Annotated in this window: 11 protein-coding genes; 10 read left to right on the forward strand and 1 reads right to left on the reverse strand. The window is 37.6% G+C overall.

The window, feature by feature from the left end:
- Nucleotides 1-48 precede the first annotated feature (48 nt).
- The 3 genes from AA0017_RS02820 (at nt 49) to tnpB (ending at nt 4,109) form a co-directional block, all read left to right on the forward strand.
- Nucleotides 49-870: a sugar phosphate isomerase/epimerase family protein gene (locus tag AA0017_RS02820; RefSeq protein ID WP_413379333.1), complete on the forward strand. Its 822-nt coding sequence runs from the start codon at nt 49-51 to the stop codon at nt 868-870.
- Nucleotides 871-981: 111 nt separating this feature from the next.
- Entirely contained in the window at nt 982-2,535 is a 1,554-nt protein-coding gene (locus AA0017_RS02825) for an extracellular solute-binding protein (protein WP_413379335.1), read from the forward strand.
- A gap of 440 nt (nt 2,536-2,975) precedes the next feature.
- A complete protein-coding gene (gene tnpB / locus AA0017_RS02830) occupies nt 2,976-4,109 on the forward strand; it encodes an IS200/IS605 family element RNA-guided endonuclease TnpB (protein WP_413379337.1) in 1,134 nt (377 codons plus the stop codon).
- Between the two features lie 138 nt (nt 4,110-4,247).
- Here tnpB and AA0017_RS02835 read toward each other — a convergent pair whose 3' ends face one another.
- Nucleotides 4,248-6,584, reverse strand: coding sequence for a helix-turn-helix domain-containing protein (locus AA0017_RS02835; RefSeq protein ID WP_413379339.1), 2,337 nt, complete (start codon nt 6,582-6,584; stop codon nt 4,248-4,250).
- Nucleotides 6,585-6,889: 305 nt separating this feature from the next.
- Between AA0017_RS02835 and AA0017_RS02840 the strand changes: the two genes are divergently transcribed.
- The 7 genes from AA0017_RS02840 (at nt 6,890) to spoVID (ending at nt 21,389) form a co-directional block, all read left to right on the forward strand.
- Complete coding sequence (locus AA0017_RS02840) at nt 6,890-7,855, forward strand: bile acid:sodium symporter family protein (RefSeq protein WP_413379341.1); 966 nt, start codon at nt 6,890-6,892, stop codon at nt 7,853-7,855.
- Nucleotides 7,856-7,881: 26 nt separating this feature from the next.
- Nucleotides 7,882-8,520, forward strand: coding sequence for a YesL family protein (locus tag AA0017_RS02845; protein ID WP_413379343.1), 639 nt, complete (start codon nt 7,882-7,884; stop codon nt 8,518-8,520).
- Nucleotides 8,521-8,881: 361 nt separating this feature from the next.
- Nucleotides 8,882-16,063: a bacterial Ig-like domain-containing protein gene (locus AA0017_RS02850; protein WP_413379344.1), complete on the forward strand. Its 7,182-nt coding sequence runs from the start codon at nt 8,882-8,884 to the stop codon at nt 16,061-16,063.
- Nucleotides 16,064-16,517: 454 nt separating this feature from the next.
- Nucleotides 16,518-17,873, forward strand: a complete 1,356-nt coding sequence (locus tag AA0017_RS02855) for an ABC transporter substrate-binding protein (RefSeq protein WP_413379346.1) — start codon at nt 16,518-16,520, stop codon at nt 17,871-17,873.
- A gap of 251 nt (nt 17,874-18,124) precedes the next feature.
- The gene (locus tag AA0017_RS02860; RefSeq protein ID WP_413379347.1) at nt 18,125-19,075 is read left to right on the forward strand and encodes a carbohydrate ABC transporter permease; all 951 of its coding nucleotides are present in this window, start codon (nt 18,125-18,127) and stop codon (nt 19,073-19,075) included.
- The gene (locus AA0017_RS02865) at nt 19,075-19,920 is read left to right on the forward strand and encodes a carbohydrate ABC transporter permease (RefSeq protein ID WP_413379348.1); all 846 of its coding nucleotides are present in this window, start codon (nt 19,075-19,077) and stop codon (nt 19,918-19,920) included. Before AA0017_RS02860 ends, AA0017_RS02865 begins: the two co-directional genes overlap by 1 nt.
- A gap of 251 nt (nt 19,921-20,171) precedes the next feature.
- Nucleotides 20,172-21,389 (forward strand): stage VI sporulation protein D, encoded by a 1,218-nt coding sequence (gene spoVID / locus AA0017_RS02870; RefSeq protein ID WP_413379350.1) that lies wholly within the window; start codon nt 20,172-20,174, stop codon nt 21,387-21,389.

Raw genomic sequence — 21,389 nt, forward strand, 5'->3', positions numbered from 1 at the left:
GAGAAATGTATAAGTTAGTCATCTTTTTAATTGAGAGGAGTTCACATAATGTCAATCGGAGTATTAGCTCATCTATGCCATAAAGGAACGGTTCAAGATGTGGCCCAAAAAGTAGGTTCCTATCAATTTCAACATGTGCAATTAGCTTTATGGAAGGCTTTTAATGAATATGATTTTATGAAGCCAGGAAGATTAAGTCCGGGAATGGCGAAATATATTAAGAAAGAGTTTGAAAGGCATGGCAGTTCTATTTCGGTTTTAGGTTGCTACTTACATTTGTTTGAGAGGGATGAAAAAAAGCATCAGGTAAATAAGGAAAGATATAAAGAAATGATTCGTTATGCGAGAATTTTTGGAACTTCGATTGTCGCAACAGAAACTGGAAAAATCGATTCTGGACATTTTACGAAGGGTGATTGGGAAAAGTTAAAAGAGACGCTTCAGGAATTATTAGAAGAAGCGGAAAAGTGGGGAGTATTTATCGGGATAGAGCCAGCCCAATATCACCTTATTGATAACGCTAAAAAATTAAGAAAATTAATTGATGAAGTTCCTTCATCGCATCTAGGGGTTGTTCTCGATCCCGGCAATTTAATTACGGAAAAGAATTATAAAGAGCAAGATGCCGTTATAGAAGAGATGTTTCAATTACTAGGTGATCGCATCGTTGCTTTTCAAGCGAAAGATTGTTTTTTTGGAGAGAACGATGAGTTATCTTGGGTTCCAGTAGGACAAGGTCATTTAAATTATGAATTAATATTTGCAAGGTTGTTTCAATATAAACCACATATTGAGATTATTTTGGATTCTATTAACTCAGAGAATATACTTGAAGCTCAAAGGTTCATCAAGAACAGTTTACAAAAATAAAAGGTTTATTATTTTATATTTTCTTTCAAGTTAGAATGTTATAATAATGATATTATGCTATTATTTTGTTGGAGTTTATCACTTTACAAGCAATTTGAAAGGAGAATAGTAATGCTCTTATTTCAAAGAAAGACAATATTTGTTTCGTTTTGGATATGTTCTTTTCTTCTTTTATTACTCGTTGCTTGTAGTAAAAATGAAAACGTTGTCATCTCTGGAGGGGGTGACGGTAGCCAAATAAATGATGAAACTACATCTGGAAAATCATCTGAAGATCCTTATGAGATTTCGATCCTGTTAAACTTACATAACTTCGAAGTGCCAAATGCAAAAATAAAAAGGTTGATAGAAGGGGCCACTAATACGAAGTTAAACATTCAGTTTGTTCGTGAGACTAATTATAATGATCGTGTTCATACAGCTTTTGCAACAGGGAACTTGCCGATGGTTGTCCCAATGAGTTTTCAAATGTTTAATCAATATAAGGATGCTATTCGAGATGAACAATTTTGGGAAATTGGCCCGTATTTAGAGGAGTTTGAGAACTTAAGTAAATTAAAACCAGAAATCTTGTCTAATACAAAGGTAGATGGAAAGATTTATTCCCTCTATCAAGGTAGGCCACTATCACGGCAAGGGCTCATTTATCGTAAAGATTGGGCTCGGAATCTTGGATTATCAGCACCGGAAACCATCGAAGAATTTTTTGAATTAGCAAGAGCCTTTACCGAAGATGACCCTAATCATACTGGTGTACAAGATACAATCGGGTTAACTGAGCGGAGTGACTTAGTATTTGGCGCTTTTAAAACGATTTCTTCCTGGTTTGGTGTTCCGAATGAATTTGGAATCAAAGATGATGAAATTTTGCCTGAATTTATGTTCCCAGAATATATGGAGACGTTGGAATATATGAGAGAGCTTTATCAAAACGGCTATATGAATCAAGACTTCCCGGTCGCGAGTAAAATGGAGCAGCAGGCTTTATTAGTGAATGGAGAGGCAGGGATTTATGTAGGCTCTATGGCTGATGTCATTAACCTATATAATCAAGCGATCTTGATCAATCCTCACGCTGAGTTTGATGTTCATAGTAAGGTGAGACGAGCAGATGGTGAATTTGGAGTTTGGGCAATACCGGGATATTCGAATTTATTATTATTTCCCAAATCATCAGTGAGGACCGAAGCTGATTTGAAAAAAATTCTTTCATTCTACGATCAATTACTGACACCAGAAATAAGCAATCTATTATTGTGGGGAATAGAAGGTGAACACTATGAAGTTATTGATGGTATGGCTAATATTATAAATTCAACCTTACATGATCAAGAAGTAAGGCCATATTTAGCACTTGAAATTGGTGAGAGTGAGACACATAAAGGCTATGAACGTTATTTTAGTTATGATGTTCAAGTGAAGGCGATTGATTTGATTCAACAAAATGAAAAACATTTAATACACAATCCGACTATTTCTCTTGATTCGAATACATTTGTCATTAAGGGAAGTCAGTTAAAGCAAATGATCGAGGATGCAACAATTCAATTTATTCTTGGACAAATAGATGAGGAAGGATTCCAAAAAGCAGTGGAAAACTGGTATAAAAGTGGCGGAAATCAAATCATTGAGGAATTTACTCAATCCTATCAATGTGATTGTTAAAGAGGATGTCTCAAAAGGTCATGTAAATGCACCTTTTGAGACATCCTTTTTCTAGCGTATATAATAGTTAACCACAGCGAAACTCCGACTTTCATGAGAAGTGGATGGTGTCCTGCTCACCGTTCCCGAAAATCATGCTCCGCGTCTTTTGGGAGCGATCGCCGGAGCACCACATGGTTGAAAGAAAGCATCGAGAGCCAAATACAACGAACTAAAGAGCCCAGTATATGCACAAGTATTTTTCGGGAACGGTGAAAAGAGCTCAACACAGAGCCCTTTTCACATCGTTTATCGTTTTCCGACAGAAGACTCCTTCCTCCATCGTGAGAAGGGCAAAGCCCAACGATAGGTGGGAGATGAATGTCGGTTGGTGGTAGCCAAAACGCTCCTTTCTATGATAAAATAAGAACAAACGTTCGTTTTTTGAAGGGGGGAGAGCCGTGCTAGTCAAGAAAGCCTATAAGTTCCGTATCTATCCAAGCAAAGAACAAGAAACCCTGATTGCCAAAACCATCGGCTGTTCTCGTTTTGTATTTAATCGCTTTTTAGGGCAATGGAACGATACCTACCAAGAAACAGGCAAAGGGTTAACGTATTCTTCTTGTTCGGCTGAATTAACCCAACTAAAAAAGGAATTCGTATGGCTAAAAGAAGTGGATAGCATTGCCCTTCAATCCTCCCTGAAAAACCTTGCTGATTCTTATACTCGATTTTTCAAGAAACAAAATAAAGCACCTCGCTTCAAGTCTAAAAAGAATCAGGTACAATCCTACACGACGAAAGAAACAAACCATAACATTGCCATAGTAAACAGCAAAATTAAATTGCCGAAATTGGGTCTTGTTCGCTTGGCCAAAAGTCGTGAGGTTGAAGGGCGTATTCTGAACGCTACAGTCAGACGAAATCCAAGCGGAAAGTTCTTTGTATCCATTCTAGTCGAAACAGACGTACAGCCCTTGAAGAAAACGGATTCATCTATCGGTATAGATTTAGGCATCACGGACTTTGCGGTTCTTTCGGATGGTCGTAAGATGGACAATCATAAGTTCACAGCCAAAATGGAAAAGAAATTAAGACGTGAACAGCGAAAACTTTCAAGACGTGCTCTACATGCTAAAAACAAGGGTATCAACCTTCTTGATGCCAAAAACTATCAGAAGCAAAAGCGCAAAGTGGCTAGATTGCACGAAAGAGTCAGGAACCAACGAGACGATTTCCTTCACAAGTTAAGTACAGACATCATCAAAAACCACGATGTGATCTGTATCGAAGATTTGAACACCAAAGGAATGTTGCGTAATCATAAATTAGCCAAATCGATCTCGGATGTATCCTGGTCTGCCTTTGTATCGAAATTAGAATACAAAGCGAAATGGTACGGGAAAACCATCGTGAAAATAAGCAGGTGGTTTCCATCTAGTCAAATCTGTTCCGAATGTGGACATCAAGAGGGCAAGAAATCTCTTGAAATAAGGGATTGGACGTGTCCTATTTGCCATAAACATCATGAGCGAGATATCAATGCCAGCCAAAATATTCTAGCCGAAGGGGTAAGAACCTTCGACTTGGCTTAAACAACATACAGAACCGTAGGAATCGACGGGGATAGCTTGGTCCATAAGAGAAACCTCTGTTGGCAAAGAAATCCGCTGGCAAGTACGCTCTGTTCCCAAGAATCTCCCACTTCAAGCGTTAGCTAAGTGGCGAGTAGTTCAATCAAACTTCTTTTTTGCATGTAGTTCACGATATTTCCCTGGTGTGATTCCTTTTTTCTTTTTAAAAGAACGGATGAAGTTTTGTGAATTGTTGTAGTGAAACTTTTCAGCAATTTCTTTAATAGATAAATCCGATTCAATCAGCCATTGTTTCGCCATATTTAGACGATACATGGATAAGTATTCACTAAAAGAGATATTCGTTTCTTTGCGGAAAATACTACTTAAATAATTAGGGTTATAGTGCAAGCGTTCCGCTATAGCTTCAAGTGAAAGCTCTGTATCATACTCTTTTTGGATAATATGAATAATGTTTTCTGAGATGTTTTTATACTTTGATTGAATTCGTTCTTGAATGGATTGAATTAATGGATAAATAATATGGTCTCTAAACCAATTTGTAATTTCCTCAATCGACTTTAACTCAAAAAATTGATCAAATAATGATTTTTTATCATCAACATTTTCTAGTTCTATACCAAGTGTTTGCATTAATAAGATTAAATCATTTAATAAACGCATTAAAGAAATTTGGTATTGATTTGGGGTTAAATCTTTTGAAAAGATTGTAGCAATCAATCTTTTTAATGTTTCTTCAGCTTTGTCTTTTTCCCCCAACTTGATGAAGTCAAATAACTCATTTTTAACATTTTCAGGGAAGTATGTTTGAAAAGAGTTTCCAGCTTCAATATCTTTATAGTATAAAATTGAATTTTGACCAAATTTAAGTCGGTATTTTAAAACCTCTACCCCTTCAAGGTAAGCATCTCTCGTATAAGATAGCTTAGAATATAGGTGACTAACTCCGATGCTTACTGATAACCCTAACTCTTCCTGGACTTTTGTTTGAATACTTGTAGCTATCTCATGAATATATTCTTCAAAAGCTTCTTTTGATTCAAATGTACTTAAAAGAATCGTGACTTGTACATCTTTACGAATGATCGGGGTTAACCGTCTATGAGTCGGTACATTATCTTCTACAATGCTGTTAATTGAAAATAACAATAAGTCTTTCTGTCCATTTGTATAGCTAGTATTTTCAAGGGAGTCAATTTGTAAACTTAAAACACATAAATGATTCCAATTTTTTGTGAAATTATAAGATGAATAGATGTTTAATAGTTCTTCTTCTTTTAGTTGTCCGTCTAGTAAACGAACGCTGAATAAATGCTTTAATTGATCAACTTGTCCATGAAGCTTTGTTTCTAGCACTTTATTTTCCTCTAACATATGGTGAATCTGATCACCAATAGCTTCAAATTCATCACGGTGTTGTTTGGGGGTGGATGAATGATTCATGTTGGTCATAAGTGTTTTGTATAGCTCTTTAATGGGCTTGTACAACCTTTTTGAACCGAACCATGAAAAGATGAAACAGGCCATAATAATACTTATACAAACGAGTAGTGTAAATAATCCAATGGCGTTTGCTTCTTGTTTTAATTCTTGGTTAGAGATAATAGATAAGTAGAGCCAGCCATTATAGTCTGATCTTTTATAAGTAATCGTTGATTCCGTCATGTCTAGGCTAGTGGCGATTTGTCCTAGGCTATTTGTGTCGGTATGATCTATATTTTCAATAATCGAAACGTCCTCGAAATATTCGCCGATCAAAGAAGGATTATTATGTGCTAATATTCGGAAATTTTCATCTAAAATCATAACTTGTTCTGTTTCACCACTAGTCGTCAAAATATTAGATAGAGAACATGATGGGATACTGACAACGGCTAGACCAGTCTTTGAGCTTGAAACAAGTGGGAGTTGTTTCACTAACTGAATACTATAATCACAATGGGCTTGACTTTCCCAATGTTCAACCTCTTCATCTGGAGGATGAGCAGGGGTGTTTATTTTCTTTTCCAAGAGCCATTCTGTCCCACTGTAAGACTGGAGGTACTTAGAATAATGTTCATCGATTTCTTGCTCATCTAAGTGATTTAGTCCTTCATTATTAATTTTCCAGTTGTGATTGAAACTGAGAATCAGAATGTCTTCAATTCCTGTATCAAAGGATTGTAAATAATTTAATTCATGTTTTAGCTGTCGATATCTTTGAAATTGCACAGCTCCCATTGGTTGCTGTAAAGTATCTGTTAAGAAAGAAGAATTAACAAAATAAGTTAAAGAATGATCAATCGTATTTAATACTTGCTCAACGTTTATATTTCTTTGGTGGATATTTTGTTTTTGTTCTTCTGAAGCTTTCGCCAGCATCGAATCTGAGACTTTTATATAAGAAAATGTCCCGACGAAAGCAACTGGGAACGTACTGACAATTAATATAAAGGCTAACAGTTTAAAGTAGAATTTTGTTTTTCTCTTTTTCATTCAACCCCCCCTAATCAGAGATAAAGCGTTTTCAATTGATTCTGTCCTGATTATACCTCTTTTTAAGCTTCAATTTAAGGAATATTTTTGAGAAGGATGATTAGTTAGGGAAAAAGAGAATAATCATTATCTTATATAGCGTTCATTAGATAAGTTTGTAGCGATTTATGTTCTCATTCTTATAAACTGTCAAGAAGATTATAGTCGTTTTAAGGAGAAAGATGTATATTTAAAAGCAAGCCATTCAATCGTTAATAGGTTAATAGATTACACTCTATTGTATGTGTAAAAAGGGGAGGAAGCCATTGTTTGAAAAAGTAAACACAGCATTAGAGAATTACTTTCCTTTTATTACGCCTTTATTTGTATTAGGTGGAATGACGATATTTTCCTTTCTCCATTCGTATGCTTTTTTAGTTCCATGGATTTTTGCTTGTATTACTTTTTCGAGCAGCCTTGGACTTAAGGTAAAGGAGATTGGACATGCCATTAAAAATCCTTTGCCTATTTTTATTTGTTTAATGATCTTACAAGTGATTATGCCTCTGATAGCTTTTGGGGTAGGACATCTTTTTTTTGCTGATGACATTTATATCGTGACCGGACTCGTTTTAGCCTTTATCATCCCTACAGGAATTGTGAGCTTAATGTGGGTGTCTATTTATAAAGGGAGCAGTTCAACGACTTTGACGATTATTTTAGCAAATACGATGCTTGCCCCTTTTCTTGTCCCTCTTTCTTTACAACTACTAATAGGAACCGAGGTGTCATTGCCTATTTGGGGAGTAATGAAAGGGCTTATATGGATGGTCGTCATTCCTTCCATTATAGGATTAGCCAGCACACATTTTTTCACGAAGTCTTCGGGGGAAATCAAAAAAACATTAGCTCCTTTTGCTAAGGCTGGTTTGCTCTTAGTGATTGCCATTAATTGTTCGGTCGCAGCCCCTTTTCTAAAGGACACAAATGTTTCATTGCTCAAATTATTCGTTACCCTCTTGTTATTAACGGTTGTTGGTTATGTGTTAGGATTTACGGCAGCAAAATTATTTAAGTGGGACCATTCAATTGGAATAAGTTTAACTTATAGTAGTGGACTAAGGAATAACGGAGTAGGTTCAGCCTTAGCGGTTACTTATTTTCCGCCGCAAGTGAGTATTCCAATCATCGTGGTTATTTTGTTTCAGCAGGTGCTTGCTGCTGCGATTGGGAAAATCATCGTCAAATCAAAAGATCGTGAGGAAAAACTAAAAAAGATAGCCGGCTTATAAATAGGAATGAGGAAGGTGGATTGTAAATGGAGGCAAATGGTGTATATGGCGTCTTTTATCGGGCTTTTGAATGGATTGCTAAGTTAGCGATCGTCAATATATTATGGGTTGGGTTTGTTTTACTCGGAGGGATTATTTTGGGCGTATTCCCAGCAACCGTCGCGATGTTTACATTAGCACGAAAATGGATTAATGGGGAGCAGGAATTACAGATTTCAAAAGAATTTTGGCAAACATACAAGAGGGAGTTTGTGAAATCAAATGGACTCGGTTTCATTTTAACGAGTTTAGCTGTGATTTTATTCATTGATTTGTATTTCTTTTATCATTTAGAAAGCGGAATGTCACAAATTTTCTTCTACCTTTTTGTTGTGATTGCTTTTAATTATTTGGTTATGACTCTTTATATTTTTCAAGTGTATGTTCACTATGATTTGAAGCTCTTTCAAAATATAAAGTATGCGTTTATCCTTGGAATGTCTAATCCTTTTCATACCTTTTCGATGATTCTTTGTTTGATTTTATGTTATATCGCTCTTGAGGTCGCACCAGCTTCTTTATTATTCTTTAGTGCTGCCCCATTAAGTATGATGTTTATGATTATTGCACACCGAATTTTTAATAAGATAGAAGAAGTAGAGCGTCGAAATAAACTGGCTGGCTAATGGAAAGAGAAACCAGCCAGTTTTTATGCTGGATTTAAGAGGAAATTATCGATTTAGGTGTTTAATTTTTCGAATAATTCGAATAATCATCAGCTTATGTCTGTATTCAATTTATTAGATTCTATCTCTTTTTATTAAAAATTGATACCGCTTACATGAATCTGCACTAAGGATTATAGACGTAATTTTGTTTTGTACGTTACGGTTTATTTATCAATGAATTAGGACGTTTGGGTTGATGTAACGACTATCCGTTTAGGTCAAATGTTTCTAATTCAATTTAAAGTGAGGTGAGTAGTGAAAAAGAGTTTGAACGTAGGCTGAACATTTTGAGGGAAAAAAATAATGGAGGAAAAAGTAAATGAAAAAAGGAAAACGTTGGTTGTCAATTTGGATGATTGTTGTTCTAATATTTTCTAATTTTAATTTCACAATGGTTGCTTCAGCCGCCGAGCCTCAAGATGAAATGATACAAATTAATAGTGACTGGAATGGTAGTGTCATGGGCGATACGGGCACAAATGATTTAAATGTCGAGAATTTTTCGATTATGGAACATGAAACAGGTGATGTGACGTTACGCGCTTCCAATGACCGTGGCAAAATCTCTGCGGCGACAGAAGGGTTCGTTTATTATTTTAAAGAAATAGAGCCTGATGTTAACTTTGAGTTCAAGGCAACCGCTCATGTAGAATCATGGACAGCCAATAATCAAGTTTCTTTTGGTTTAATGTTAAGAAGTAATGTCTTACATAATGAGAGACTAGCTTCTTTTACCGGAAATTACTTGGCTCTTGGTGCCTTGGACCAAGAGATGAAAGCCTATTATAAGAATGGCTTTAAAGAAGGAAATGAGCCTGGTGTACAGACGAAGGATGGTTATGAATTTACTTCAGCACGTCAGCCACAAGTCAATGAAACATATGACCTAACGATTAGAAAAGTAGGTAATGTCTATACTCTTTCGGTCGGGAATGATACACAAATCATCGAATATGATGAGGAGTTGAATTATCTTGGGTTATACGTCGCTAGAAATGCAACGGTTACTTTTAGTAACGTAGAGCTCTCGATTCAACCGACAATTGGAACAGGTGATTGGGAATTTGAAAAATTTGGTTCTAATACAAGTGAGGAAAGAAATCCTGAACCCACTTTTCATGAAAGTGGCTCGGTCACTTTATTTGCAGCAGGTGGAAAGGTGGCAAGCAATGATGAAGGTGTCTCTTATTTGTATAAACAATTGCCAGCAGATTCAAATTTTGAAATAACAACTAAGGCAACTGTAAACAGCTTTAATACAGATAGTAGCATTTCGACACCTAATCAAAAATCGTTCGGAGTCATGATCCGCGACCAGTTTGAAGTAGGTTCGGCAACGCAAAGTTCGAATTATGTCGCCGTCGGAGCTCTTGATACAAATGAGATGAAAGGATTTTATAAACATAGTGTAACGGGAACAGCACCGAGTACGGGGACACAAATCAAGCTGGCGCCTTTTGATGTTCGTGTGCCTTCAGCTGGTGAGGTTTATGACTTGAGTATTCGCAAATCAGGTAACGTTTATGTTGTTACGACTAATGGACAAAGGGACGTGTTTGTTCAAGAAGAATTATTTAGTGAAACGCTCTTTGCCGGATTATACGTCGCAAGGGATGCAGAAGTGACCTTCAGTCATTTTGAAATCAAAACCGATGCACGAATACCAACACAGTTAAATGCGAATGCATCGTCAATGAAAACCGATTATTTAATTGGTGAAAACTTAGACCTAAACGGGTTAGTCGTGACGACCACTTGGAGCGATTCAAATGGGGCTGAACGCACAGAAACGCTTTCCCAAAATGAATATATTGTAACAGGATTTGATAGTAGCAATGCAGGTCCAAATACGGTAACGATTCATTTTAATGGTTTGGAAACGACGATTGATTTGACGATTGCTTCCTTATCTGTTGAAGAGCTAGAGATTCTTTATTATCCAGCGAAAACGACTTATTATTTAGGAGATCAATTTGATGCAAGTGGTTTTACAGTACAAGCCCATTATAATACAGGGCTAAAAGAGGAGCTTACTCCGGATGACTACACTTTTTCGATTCCTGAAGCGACTATAGTCGATGATATTTTTGTTTTTGAACATGCTGGAATGATTGAAGTAGAAGTCATTTCAACGGAAACACCAGAAAAATCAGTTAGTTTCAATGTTGAAGTGAAGGATACAAAATTACAAGCATTAGAGATTGAAAGTTTACCAGAGAAAACGGTCTATTTTATTGGGGATGAATTAGATTTAAGTGGATTGGTCGTCTATGCAAAATATGATGACGGTTCTAGTGTTCGACTCTTAAGAGATGAATTTACTGTTTCAGCATTAGATACATCGGCACCTAGTGAGCAAGAATTAACGATTTCTCACAAAGATGTGGAAGTGACGTTTAGTGTGACAGTGAAGGAAAGAGAGTTAGCTAAAATCGAAGTGACCAATTATCCGAAAACCACTTATTCTATTGGTGAAAGCTTTGAACGAGCAGGATTAGAGGTATCTAAAGTCTATGACAATTTCGACCAAGAGATTTTAGCTGAAGATTTATATGAACTTGATTTGTCAATGTTTGATAATTCTGAGCCTGGAACTTATTCAATTAATATCAAGCCGTACGACACAAGTATGCCTTCTACAACATTAAAAGTGACGATTAGAGAGGTAGTTGAATATGATTGGGAGTTTATTAGATTTGGGCAATCCATCGGGACGAACCGAAATATTTGGGAAGTGTTACAAGATGGAAAGCTTGAAGAACAAGTAATCAAGCTTGAAGCTTCGACAGGTCAAAATGCGGGAAAAATTACTGGGGATCATGACGGGATTACGTATTATTACACCGTGATTGATGCAAACGAAGATAACTTTGAATTGTCAGCCGATATAAAGGTCATTCACTATGCGAAAACCCCTCATGATGGACAAGAGTCGTTTGGTATCATGGCCAGAGATGCGATCGGTCAACCAGATGATTCGGCTGTATTTTCTTCCAACATAGCCGCTGTTGGTGGTTTTGCTGGTCGAACGATTTGGCCAAATGGAACTCAATTATTTGCAAGAACAGGTGTCATTGCCCCTGATGGTGAAGGCAGTGAAGACATTCAGAGGGTGATGTTAAAAGAGGAACGCCCTTCATTGGAAAATACGTATCCAGAACAAGACTATCGTTTAACATTAGCGAAAACGAATAGTGGTTTTGTCGGAAAATTAAACAATGCGTATGAAGAGATTATTTTTGAACCTGAAATTTTGAATGTTCAAGATGAGAAAATTTATGTTGGGTTTTATACAGCACGTGAAGCAACGATTGAAGTTTATAATATTGATTTTTCAGTCACCGCCGCGGCTACAGATGCACCAAAAGTAGAACCTCCTTTGGAGCCAATAAAACCAGCGATCGAGGTACTATCATTAAATAAAACACCATTGATCGATTATGATTTAAAAGTAAGGTCGAATGTGGATGGTATTTTAAATGTTAGGCAAGGGGGAAGTGGAGATTCTAAACAAATTTCAGTACAAGCAGGACAGGTAATCGATCTTCCTACGATATTAAATGAGAAGAGTGATACGACGTTTAGCATCACTTTAATCCCAGATGATAGACAATATTTAACGTCGTATAATCCAGTTATTCAGAATTTCACAGTCGTTCATAATACGTTTGCAGAAGGTGAGCCTATTTATGTTTCACCAGAAGGGAATCGTCAAGGGGATGGTACAAGAAGTCATCCACTAGACATTGATACGGCGATTGACTTTGTTCAACCTGGACAATCGATCATCGTTCTAGATGGGCATTATGTTCGCCAATCAGCCCTCCATATTAAACGATACAATGACGGTACGGCTGAAGAAATGAAATATTTAGTGGCGGATGAAGGGGCAAGACCTGTGTTTGATTTTGACCGCACTTCAGATGGGATGCTTCATGAAGGGAATTACTGGCATGTATCGGGGCTTGATTTCACTAACTCGGCTGGTAATACAAAAGGGTACCATCTTGCTGGTAGTGACAATGTCATTGAGTATAGTCGCTTTTATAATAATGGTGATTCAGGCTTCCAAATGAGCCGAATTGATTATTCACTCACTGAAATGCATGAATGGCCTTCGAATAACTTGATTCAATATAGTATTGCTTTTGATAATATGGATCCTGCTCAAAATAATGCCGATGGTTTTGCAATTAAGTTGACGGTCGGTGAAGGGAATATATTACGAGGTTTAGTAGCCCATAACAATGTCGATGATGGGTATGATTTATATACAAAAGTTGGCTCTGGTCCAATAGGTGTCGTATTAATTGAAGATAGCATTGCCTTCAACAATGGGATTTTGACGAATGGAACGGGTGGAGGCGGTGATAAAAACGGCTTTAAATTAGGAGGAGAGGGTGTTCATGTTCCTCATATTTTACGAAATAGTCTTGCCTTTAATAATGGGAAATACGGCATAACGAGTAATAGTAATCCAGGTTTAATTATTGAAGATTCCATCGTATATAACAATCAGGAAGGTAATTTACACATTTCCACTTACGATCATATTACACCTGATTTTACGATAGATGGAATCGTATCTTATCAAAGTGAGCGGACTGGTTCTGCGTATCGGGATCGATATCCAGCGGAACAAACAGGTGAAAATAATTTCTATTTCGATGGAACGAAATCAACCAATTCAAGTTCGCAAACGTTAACGGATGACCAGTTTATCATTTCAGAGCCAGCCTTGCCATTAAACCCTTATGATTTACCATCAATCGTCAATCAAAAAGATGATAACGGAAATATCGTCTGGGGAGATTTCTTTAAATATCTTCTTTCTAATGAAGGTTCAGAGAATCCTGATTTAGTATGGGAGGCTATTACGTTCGGTCAGTCGACTGATTTAAACTTTAATTCAAATGTGCTACCTGAAAAAGTAGGAACAAACTATGCAGAACCAGCTGTTCCAGGAACGATTGAAGAGTCTATCATATTAGAAAGCCGTGGTGGTAAAATTGCTGCTGGTCACGACGGACTAACTTTTTTCTATACGACTTTAGATCCGGACGCCCATAATTTTGTCCTAGAAGCGGATATTTATGTCGAACAGTTTGGACCTGAGACGGATGCTGGTCCAAGCACGCAAGATAGTGCGGGAATTATGGTGAGGGATGTGAATGGTGGAGCACGCCAAGATCCGATGTTACTTGGTTTTGAAGAGGTACCAGCGGCCTCGAACATATTCGGAGTTGGTGCTGTCCGAGTAAATGGCTCGAATAAAGAGCAAGTACGAGTTGCTCCAATTAGTCGAACAGGAGTTTTAAATCCTTGGGGTAATTTCGGTTCAACGTTCTCAATGTCACCATTTAGTACAAATAATAATCACAACGCGAATTTAAACACACCGATCCGAATGAAGCTTGAAAGAACCGATACTTCTTTTATTCTTTCAACGACCTATACAACTCATACAGGTGAGGTGGTCAGCTTTGAAGAAGAGGTAGAAGGGGCGGATCTCGTTCAAGTTATTGATTCAAATCAGATGAACGTAGGTTTTTATGCGGCTAGAAATGCAAAAATTCGTGTAGAAAATGCAAATATTACTTTAAGTGAAGCAAATACGGTTCAGTCGCCAGTCGTGGAGGAGCCTTTAGCTAATGCAGCGATGAATATCGTCTCAGCCCCACAATCGGGAGCGACTGATTATGATTTAAAGATTCTAGCTAATTACAAGGGCACGATTTCGATTACAAAAGATGAGCAGGAAGTGATTAGTCAGGCAGAGATTAAAGCGAATGATGTTTTTGAATATAAAGCCGAGCTAGAAAATGAAATAACGAATTTTAAAGTGACTTATATTCCGGAGGGTGCTCCAACGGATCAGCCGATCACGAGAGAAATTGCTGTTACAAAGCAACTATTTACTAGTGGAGAAGGGCTATTTGTCTCACCTGAAGGAACGAGCTCAGGAACAGGTTCGATTGAGGAGCCATTAGATTTAATAACAGCGATTCAATATGTACTTCCTGGTGAAACGATATTTATGCGTGGAGGCACATACACCCCTTCTTCCATAATTAGAATTAGTGAAGAGTATAGCGGTGAAGAAGGAAAAAGAAAACAGATCGTTCCTTATAATGGAGAGAAAGTTGTAATCGATGGTCAAGGAAGTTTGAATGAAATTCTTCGCCTCGAAGCGAATTATTGGCATCTTTATGGGATTGAACTAACAAGAGCAGCAGCAACGAGTATGAGGCTAAAAGGGGATCATAATATAATTGAAATGATGACCTTTAGTTATAATGGCAATACGGGCCTTCATATTACAGGAGATGGATCCGATCCAAATGATTGGCCAAAGCATAACCTCGTGTTAAACAGTACTTCCCATCATAATGAAGATGTATCTCAAATTGATGCAGATGGGTTTGCGGCAAAATTAGGTGTTGGTGAAGGGAATGTGTTTAGAGGGAATATTGCTCATGATAACGTTGATGATGGTTGGGATTTATATAACCGAATTAATGAAGGGCCGAATATGCCAGTCCTCCTTGATGGCAATATTGCTTATGGGAATCGGAATGGCTTTAAAGTCGGTGGGGAAGGGTTACTAGTCGCCCATATTGTGAAAAATAATCTTGCTTTTCATAATAGCATGGACGGATTTACAGATAACTTTAACCCAGGTGCCTTAGTCATCGAAAATAATACCTCGTTTGATAATGAGCGATTTAATTTCATCTTTAGGTTAAATCCATATTTTTCACCTGAGGAGCAAGGGACATTTAAGAACAATTTATCCTTTAGAACAAATACGGCAGAGGCCGTCCCTGATTTTATTTCAGGTAATGTCGATGAAACCAACTTCTTCTTTGATGGCACTCAATCAGTGAATAGTAAAGGTGAAGTGGTAAAAGAAGCGGATTTTGCTAGTCTTGTTGAACCAGAATTTTATAGTCGAAATGAGGATGGTTCCATCGACTGGGGAGACTTCCTACGCTTAACAGTAGATAGCTTTTTAAATACAGCAGGGAAAGACCCAGCCCATGTTGGAGCACTTCCAGCAATAGGAGAAGAGGAAAAGAAAGAAGAAGACGAGAAAGAGGAAGAAAAACCAGGGGATGAGAAAGAAGAAGACGAGAAAGAGGAAGAAAAACCAGGGGATGAGAAAAAAGAAGATGAGCTAGAGGAAGAGAAAAAAGAGGATGAGAAAAAAGAAGATAAAAAGGGAGAGGATAAAAAGCCAGTAGACAAATTACCTGGAAAGGGACAAGATGAACAGTCTGATGATGATGTCAATGCTGGTGGAAAAAATGAAGGTGGCTCAAAAGAGAATAACGACGATAAAAAAGGTGGAACAGGAAAGAAGGTAGAAGAGGAGCAAGGCTTACCAAACACAGCTACTCAACATTATCAATTTCTTCTATATGGTTTCCTCTTAATGAGTATGGGGATACTGATTCATTTATTTATGAAAAGAAAAAAGAATGGCCGTCTAGACATTTAGTCAATCATAAATAAAAGATTAGGCCATTTCTAAAAGAGCAAAAGGTTTAAATTCTTAGTCGCTTAGCTTGTCGATGAAGTCTCGTTTCCGGGGACTGTCGACAAGCTTTTTTATATGGAAGAGAGAAGTCGCAATAGTTCAGTAGCTTCTTATAGCCGGAAAGAAACAATCATTACCTTATATATGTATTCATTTTATTAGTTTTTACTGAATGTAGCGATATTTTTGGTAGCGTTTACACTCATCTGTTATAAGGATTGTAGACGTTATCTTCATCGATCGTATAAATTAGGTTTAACCTTTACGGAATAGGATGTCACTGCAAACAGATTTCCAATAAGGTGAAAAAAATATTTTAGATAAATAGGGGGTAGGTATCAAAGAAAATCGAGAAACAAGTTTGTATAACAAAATGAAGGCGTTTTCTTTTATTTATTAAATAAGGGGGAGAAAAATGTCAAAGTCAATTAAAACGGTATTATTGTTGGTTATGTTGTTATTTGTCTCTATATTAGTAGCTTGTTCGAATGGATCGGATGACGTCAGCGGTACAAATGATAGTAGTGATTCAGACTCATCAGGTGAGTCTGAAAATCAGCCTGCTGGTGATGATGAGGGTGATGTAGAACTCCGTTTTTTATGGTGGGGGAATCAAGATAGACATGATCGTACATTAGAGCTTATTGAAGTATATGAAGACTTAAATCCACACGTCTCGATTGCACCAGAGTTTTTAGGGTTTGACGATTACGCTGATCGTTTAGCTACTCAAGTGGCGGGGGGAAATGCACCAGATATTTTCCAAATGGTTGACCGTTGGTTGCCGATGTATGGAAGCCGAGATCAATTAGCTGATTTGCAGCCATATGTTGACTCTGGAGAAATTAATGTAGACCATATTGACCAAAGTAATTTAGATCCTGGTTATTTTCAAGGGGAGTTAGTTGGGTTAAGTACTGGTAGTAATGCGTTCGCGTTAGTTTATGATCCGGTTATGTTTGAGGAAGCTGGTGTCCCAATATTGGAGCCTGGATATACGTGGGACGATTTTGCCAATACGGCCCGTGAATTATCAGAAGCATTAGATATATATGGGACTTATATTGATGTTAACCACTCTCGGGCATTAGGTACTTGGTTATTACAGCAAGGTGAATGGTTGTATAACGAAGAAGGAACGGATTTAGGTTGGGAAGATGATCAATTATTCATTGACTTTATGAATTTCTGGATTGAGTTACAAGATGATGGTGTCGTTCCTCCTGCAGATGTGAATGAAGCTTCAGATACGATTGAGAATTATTTAATTGTAAATAAACAAGCACCGATGCAAATTATTCATAGTAACCAAATCGTTGCGGTTGTAGAAGCAGCGAACCGTGATTTAGAAATGACGATTCTGCCTTCAGGACCGACGGGAGAAACAGGAGCTTATATCCGAGCTTCCTTATTATATTCGATGAGTCCAAATACGGATCACCCTGAAGAAGTCGTTAAGTTTATGGATTGGATGACAAATAGTACAGAGGCAAACGATATTTTGCAAGGGGATAGAGGTGTACCGATTTCCTCTGAAATTCGTGAACATATGTTCAGCAGTGTCGAGAAAACCGTCCAGCAACAATTTGACTATATTGATTTAATTGGTGAATACGCTGGAGATGCACCGCCACCACCGCCACCATCTGGAAGTGAATTAGATGATGCCTTCAATCGAATCTTTATGGAATTACTCTATAGAGTGATTACACCAGAAGATGCGGTGAGTCGTTACAAAGCAGAGATGCTTGATATTATTAGTCGACAATAGAACAAAACAATAATAAGTAGAAGTCATTTAGATGATGAGTTATTTAGGTGGCTTCTACTTCTAATCTAGCTGCGCCTGTTAGAAGCTCGAGAAAAATCGGTCGTCCTATAAAGTCAAAAAGCGACTTTTTAGTCCGCCCTGTGCCCACTGGACGTGGGTACAAGGCGTTGCGGCAGGATGGCGCGAACTTAGCGTTGATCCTTATCACTCTGAGCGAACAGGCTCCGCTTTATATTTAAGGAGGTTTGGTTATGAGTAGTCTTCCTAATCTGGAGCAAAAGGAAAAAGCTATTAAGACGATGACAAAAGAAAAAAGAAACCTTAGGCAAAATCTTGTCGCCTATGCTTTTATTTCACCTTGGCTTTTTGGATTTATCGCAATCATCGTAGGTCCCATGATTTATTCCCTTTATTTATCCTTTACGAGCTATGATTTATTGAGTGCTCCTAGATGGATAGGTTTTGACAATTACATACGGATGTTTACGAATGATCCAAGGTTTTGGACGACTTTAAAAGTGACTCTTATCTTCGTGGCTGTTGCTGTGCCACTTCGGTTAATTTTTGCCTTAGCTGTTGCCATGTTAATGAACACGGGCCATCGAGGCTCAGGGTTTTATAGTTTAATTTATTATGTTCCATCGATTATCGGTGGTAGTGTTGCAGTAGCTGTCATTTGGAGGCAAATTTTTGGCCGTGAAGGGGCGTTAAATCATGTTCTTTCGTGGTTTGGAGTGGAAGGGTATAACTGGTTTGCTCATCCTGATTATGCGTTATCGGTTTTAATATTGTTAATTGTTTGGCAGTTTGGTTCACCGATGGTTATTTTTTTAGCTGGATTAAAACAAATCCCACAAGAGTTATATGAAGCAGCAGCGGTTGATGGTTCTAATAAAATTCAATCCTTTTTCAACATTACGTTGCCGATGTTGACACCGGTTATTTTCTTTAACCTCATTTTTGCGATTATTAATGGGTTTTTAACTTTTACACAGGCTTTCTTAATAACTGCAGGAGGCCCGATTGATAGAACATTACTTTACGCCCTATATCTTTATCAAAATGCGTTTGAATACTTCCGTATGGGTTATGCTTCAGCATTAGCTTGGGTTCTCTTATTAATTATAGGAGCATTTACTGCGATTATTTTCCTTACGAGTAAGAAATGGGTTTATTATGAGTCAGAAGGAGGCAAATCATAATGCTAGATAAAAAATCAAGATTATCATCCGTTCTTTATCATACATTCATGATTGGTCTTGGGTTTTTGATGATTTACCCTATTTTATGGATGTTTGCTAGCTCTGTAAAACCAGAAGCGGAAATCTTTCATAATGCAGCTTCCCTAATACCTTCTGTGTTTCAATGGGAAAATTACTCAATTGGTTGGGAAGGTTACGGTAACTTTGGTTTTGATTTATTTTTTAAAAATTCGATGATTGTCACTTCCTTTGTCGTTATCGGAACTTTAATTTCTTCGAGTTTAGTTGCTTATGGGTTTGCTCGTTTAAAGTTTAAGTTTCAAAAAGTGTGGTTTGCTTGCCTGTTAGGTACGGTCATGTTGCCTGTTCAAGTCGTCATTATTCCACAATATATTCTTTTTCATAATATTGGCTGGGTGAATACGTTCTTACCATTAATTGTCCCGGCTTTTTTAGGGGGATCCGCTTTCTTTATCTTTTTGATGGTTCAATTTATTCGTGGTATCCCACGAGAACTAGATGAAGCAGCAACGATTGATGGTTGTAGTCATTTTGGGATCTTTTGGCGTATCATTTTACCTTTATGTAAACCAGCCCTCATAACGGTAACGATTTTTGCTTTTATGTGGACATGGGATGATTTCTTTTCTCCGTTAATTTTCCTACAAGATACCAGGTTGTATACGGTCGCTTTAGGGTTAAGAGGTTTTATGGATCCTGATGCGATGACAGCTTGGGGACCATTAATTGCGATGTCATCACTTTCGTTATTACCACAGTTTATTTTATTCATCTTCTGTCAAAAGTACATCGTGAAAGGGATTGCGACAACGGGATTGAAATAGTCATGAGATAAATGATGGAAACATAAGGATTAATGAGTTGAAAGCCTTCCTATTTGGGGGCTTTTTTGAGTTAGCATTTAGACTGTTTGGATAACGAATGGTATTAAGAGGGCAATTAATTACCCTTTATAAAGAAGAAATGTTTCGCTTAGCAATCATAATCTCTGAATACTTGTCATAGAGTGTTATTGTGAACTTATCATGTTTCGAACCTATTTATTTGTACGATGAATTAAGGGAGGTTATGTACGATGACACAGGAACATCCATCTAAATTGTCTTTTTCAATTGAAGAATCTGTTTGGTTGAATAAAGGTCAAGAAGTGAAGGAAGTATTGTCGATGTCTTTAGAACCGGAGATTACGATTGAAGAGCACAATCAGCATGTTTATATTAAAGGTGGTTTAAGGTTAGTAGGGGAATATGTAGCGGTTAGTCGAGCGGATTCTGAGTTAGATCCGGAACAGCCACTAGAGGAGCAAATTTCATATCGGTCCGTTGAAGAGTTTCAATTAACGGAGGAAGGTCAAGGAGAAATTAAGCACTTTTTTCCGATTGATGTGACGATTCCAATAAGCCGTATTCAAAATCTTGATGATGTCTTTGTTGAGGTCGAGTCGTTTGATTATGACTTGCCTGAGAAAAGTTGTATTCAATTGACCGCCGATGTTGGCATTAGTGGTATGGCAACGCATCAAGAAGAAGAGGTGCGTGAGGAAGATGAGGAGCTAGAAATAGAGCCAGAAGCCATTTCAGAGAATTCTTTAGAAGATACAAGCTTTAGTTTTGAAGCGAGAAAAGTAGAGGAAAAAGAAATGCCAGATCCAATTAGTCCACCTGTTTTTGAAAAAGAAGAAGCACAAGTAGAAGAGGAAGAGGAAGAGGAAGAGGAAGCGCCAGTTGCAAAGAAAATAGAGCCGGAGTTAAAGCCCGTTGAAGAAAGAAAACCATTGGAATATTTATATAAAGAGAAAAACACACCTGTAGCTAACAAGGAAGAGCAACCTGTGCAAGAGGTGAGTCAGGAACCAGATGCACAAAACAATCCATCGTTTCAAAAGGAACAATCAACGCCGGAAGAGCCTGTTGTGCAAATAAAGCCAATAGAAGAGGAAGCACTAGTTGTCGAGGTCGAGCCTGAACTTGAGTATGCACGTTCGAGCCCAGCGGCGATCATAGAGGAAGAAGAGCTAGTGGAAGACGTGCATGTTGAGGAAGAATGTGAAGTGGAAGTGGAAGAAAAAACTCGTAAAGAAGAAAATGCTCTTTATTTAACGAAAATGCTCACAAAAGGGGAAGAGAGATTTTCGAAATGGAAAATGTGCATTATCCAAGAAAATGAGTCACTTGATTCAATTGCCGAGCGCTATGATATACCAACAAGTACTTTAATTCGTTTCAACCGCTTAAAGGAAGAACAAGTAGAAGAAGGACAAATTTTGTACATTCCAGTTTCGAACCAACCCTAA

The organism is Alkalihalobacillus phoenicis, assembly GCF_047302405.1.
Classification (GTDB): domain Bacteria; phylum Bacillota; class Bacilli; order Bacillales; family Bacillaceae_D; genus Alkalihalobacillus.

Excerpts from the sequence above, each read along its gene's own strand:
- AA0017_RS02855 (WP_413379346.1), top strand. The coding sequence starts at position 16,518 with ATGTCAAAGTCAATTAAAACGGTATTATTGTTGGTTATGTTGTTATTT.
- AA0017_RS02825 (WP_413379335.1), top strand. The coding sequence starts at position 982 with ATGCTCTTATTTCAAAGAAAGACAATATTTGTTTCGTTTTGGATATGT.
- spoVID (WP_413379350.1), top strand. The coding sequence starts at position 20,172 with ATGACACAGGAACATCCATCTAAATTGTCTTTTTCAATTGAAGAATCT.
- AA0017_RS02865 (WP_413379348.1), top strand. The coding sequence starts at position 19,075 with ATGCTAGATAAAAAATCAAGATTATCATCCGTTCTTTATCATACATTC.
- AA0017_RS02835 (WP_413379339.1), bottom strand. The coding sequence starts at position 6,584 with ATGAAAAAGAGAAAAACAAAATTCTACTTTAAACTGTTAGCCTTTATA.
- AA0017_RS02845 (WP_413379343.1), top strand. The coding sequence starts at position 7,882 with ATGGAGGCAAATGGTGTATATGGCGTCTTTTATCGGGCTTTTGAATGG.
- AA0017_RS02850 (WP_413379344.1), top strand. The coding sequence starts at position 8,882 with ATGAAAAAAGGAAAACGTTGGTTGTCAATTTGGATGATTGTTGTTCTA.
- AA0017_RS02820 (WP_413379333.1), top strand. The coding sequence starts at position 49 with ATGTCAATCGGAGTATTAGCTCATCTATGCCATAAAGGAACGGTTCAA.
- AA0017_RS02860 (WP_413379347.1), top strand. The coding sequence starts at position 18,125 with ATGAGTAGTCTTCCTAATCTGGAGCAAAAGGAAAAAGCTATTAAGACG.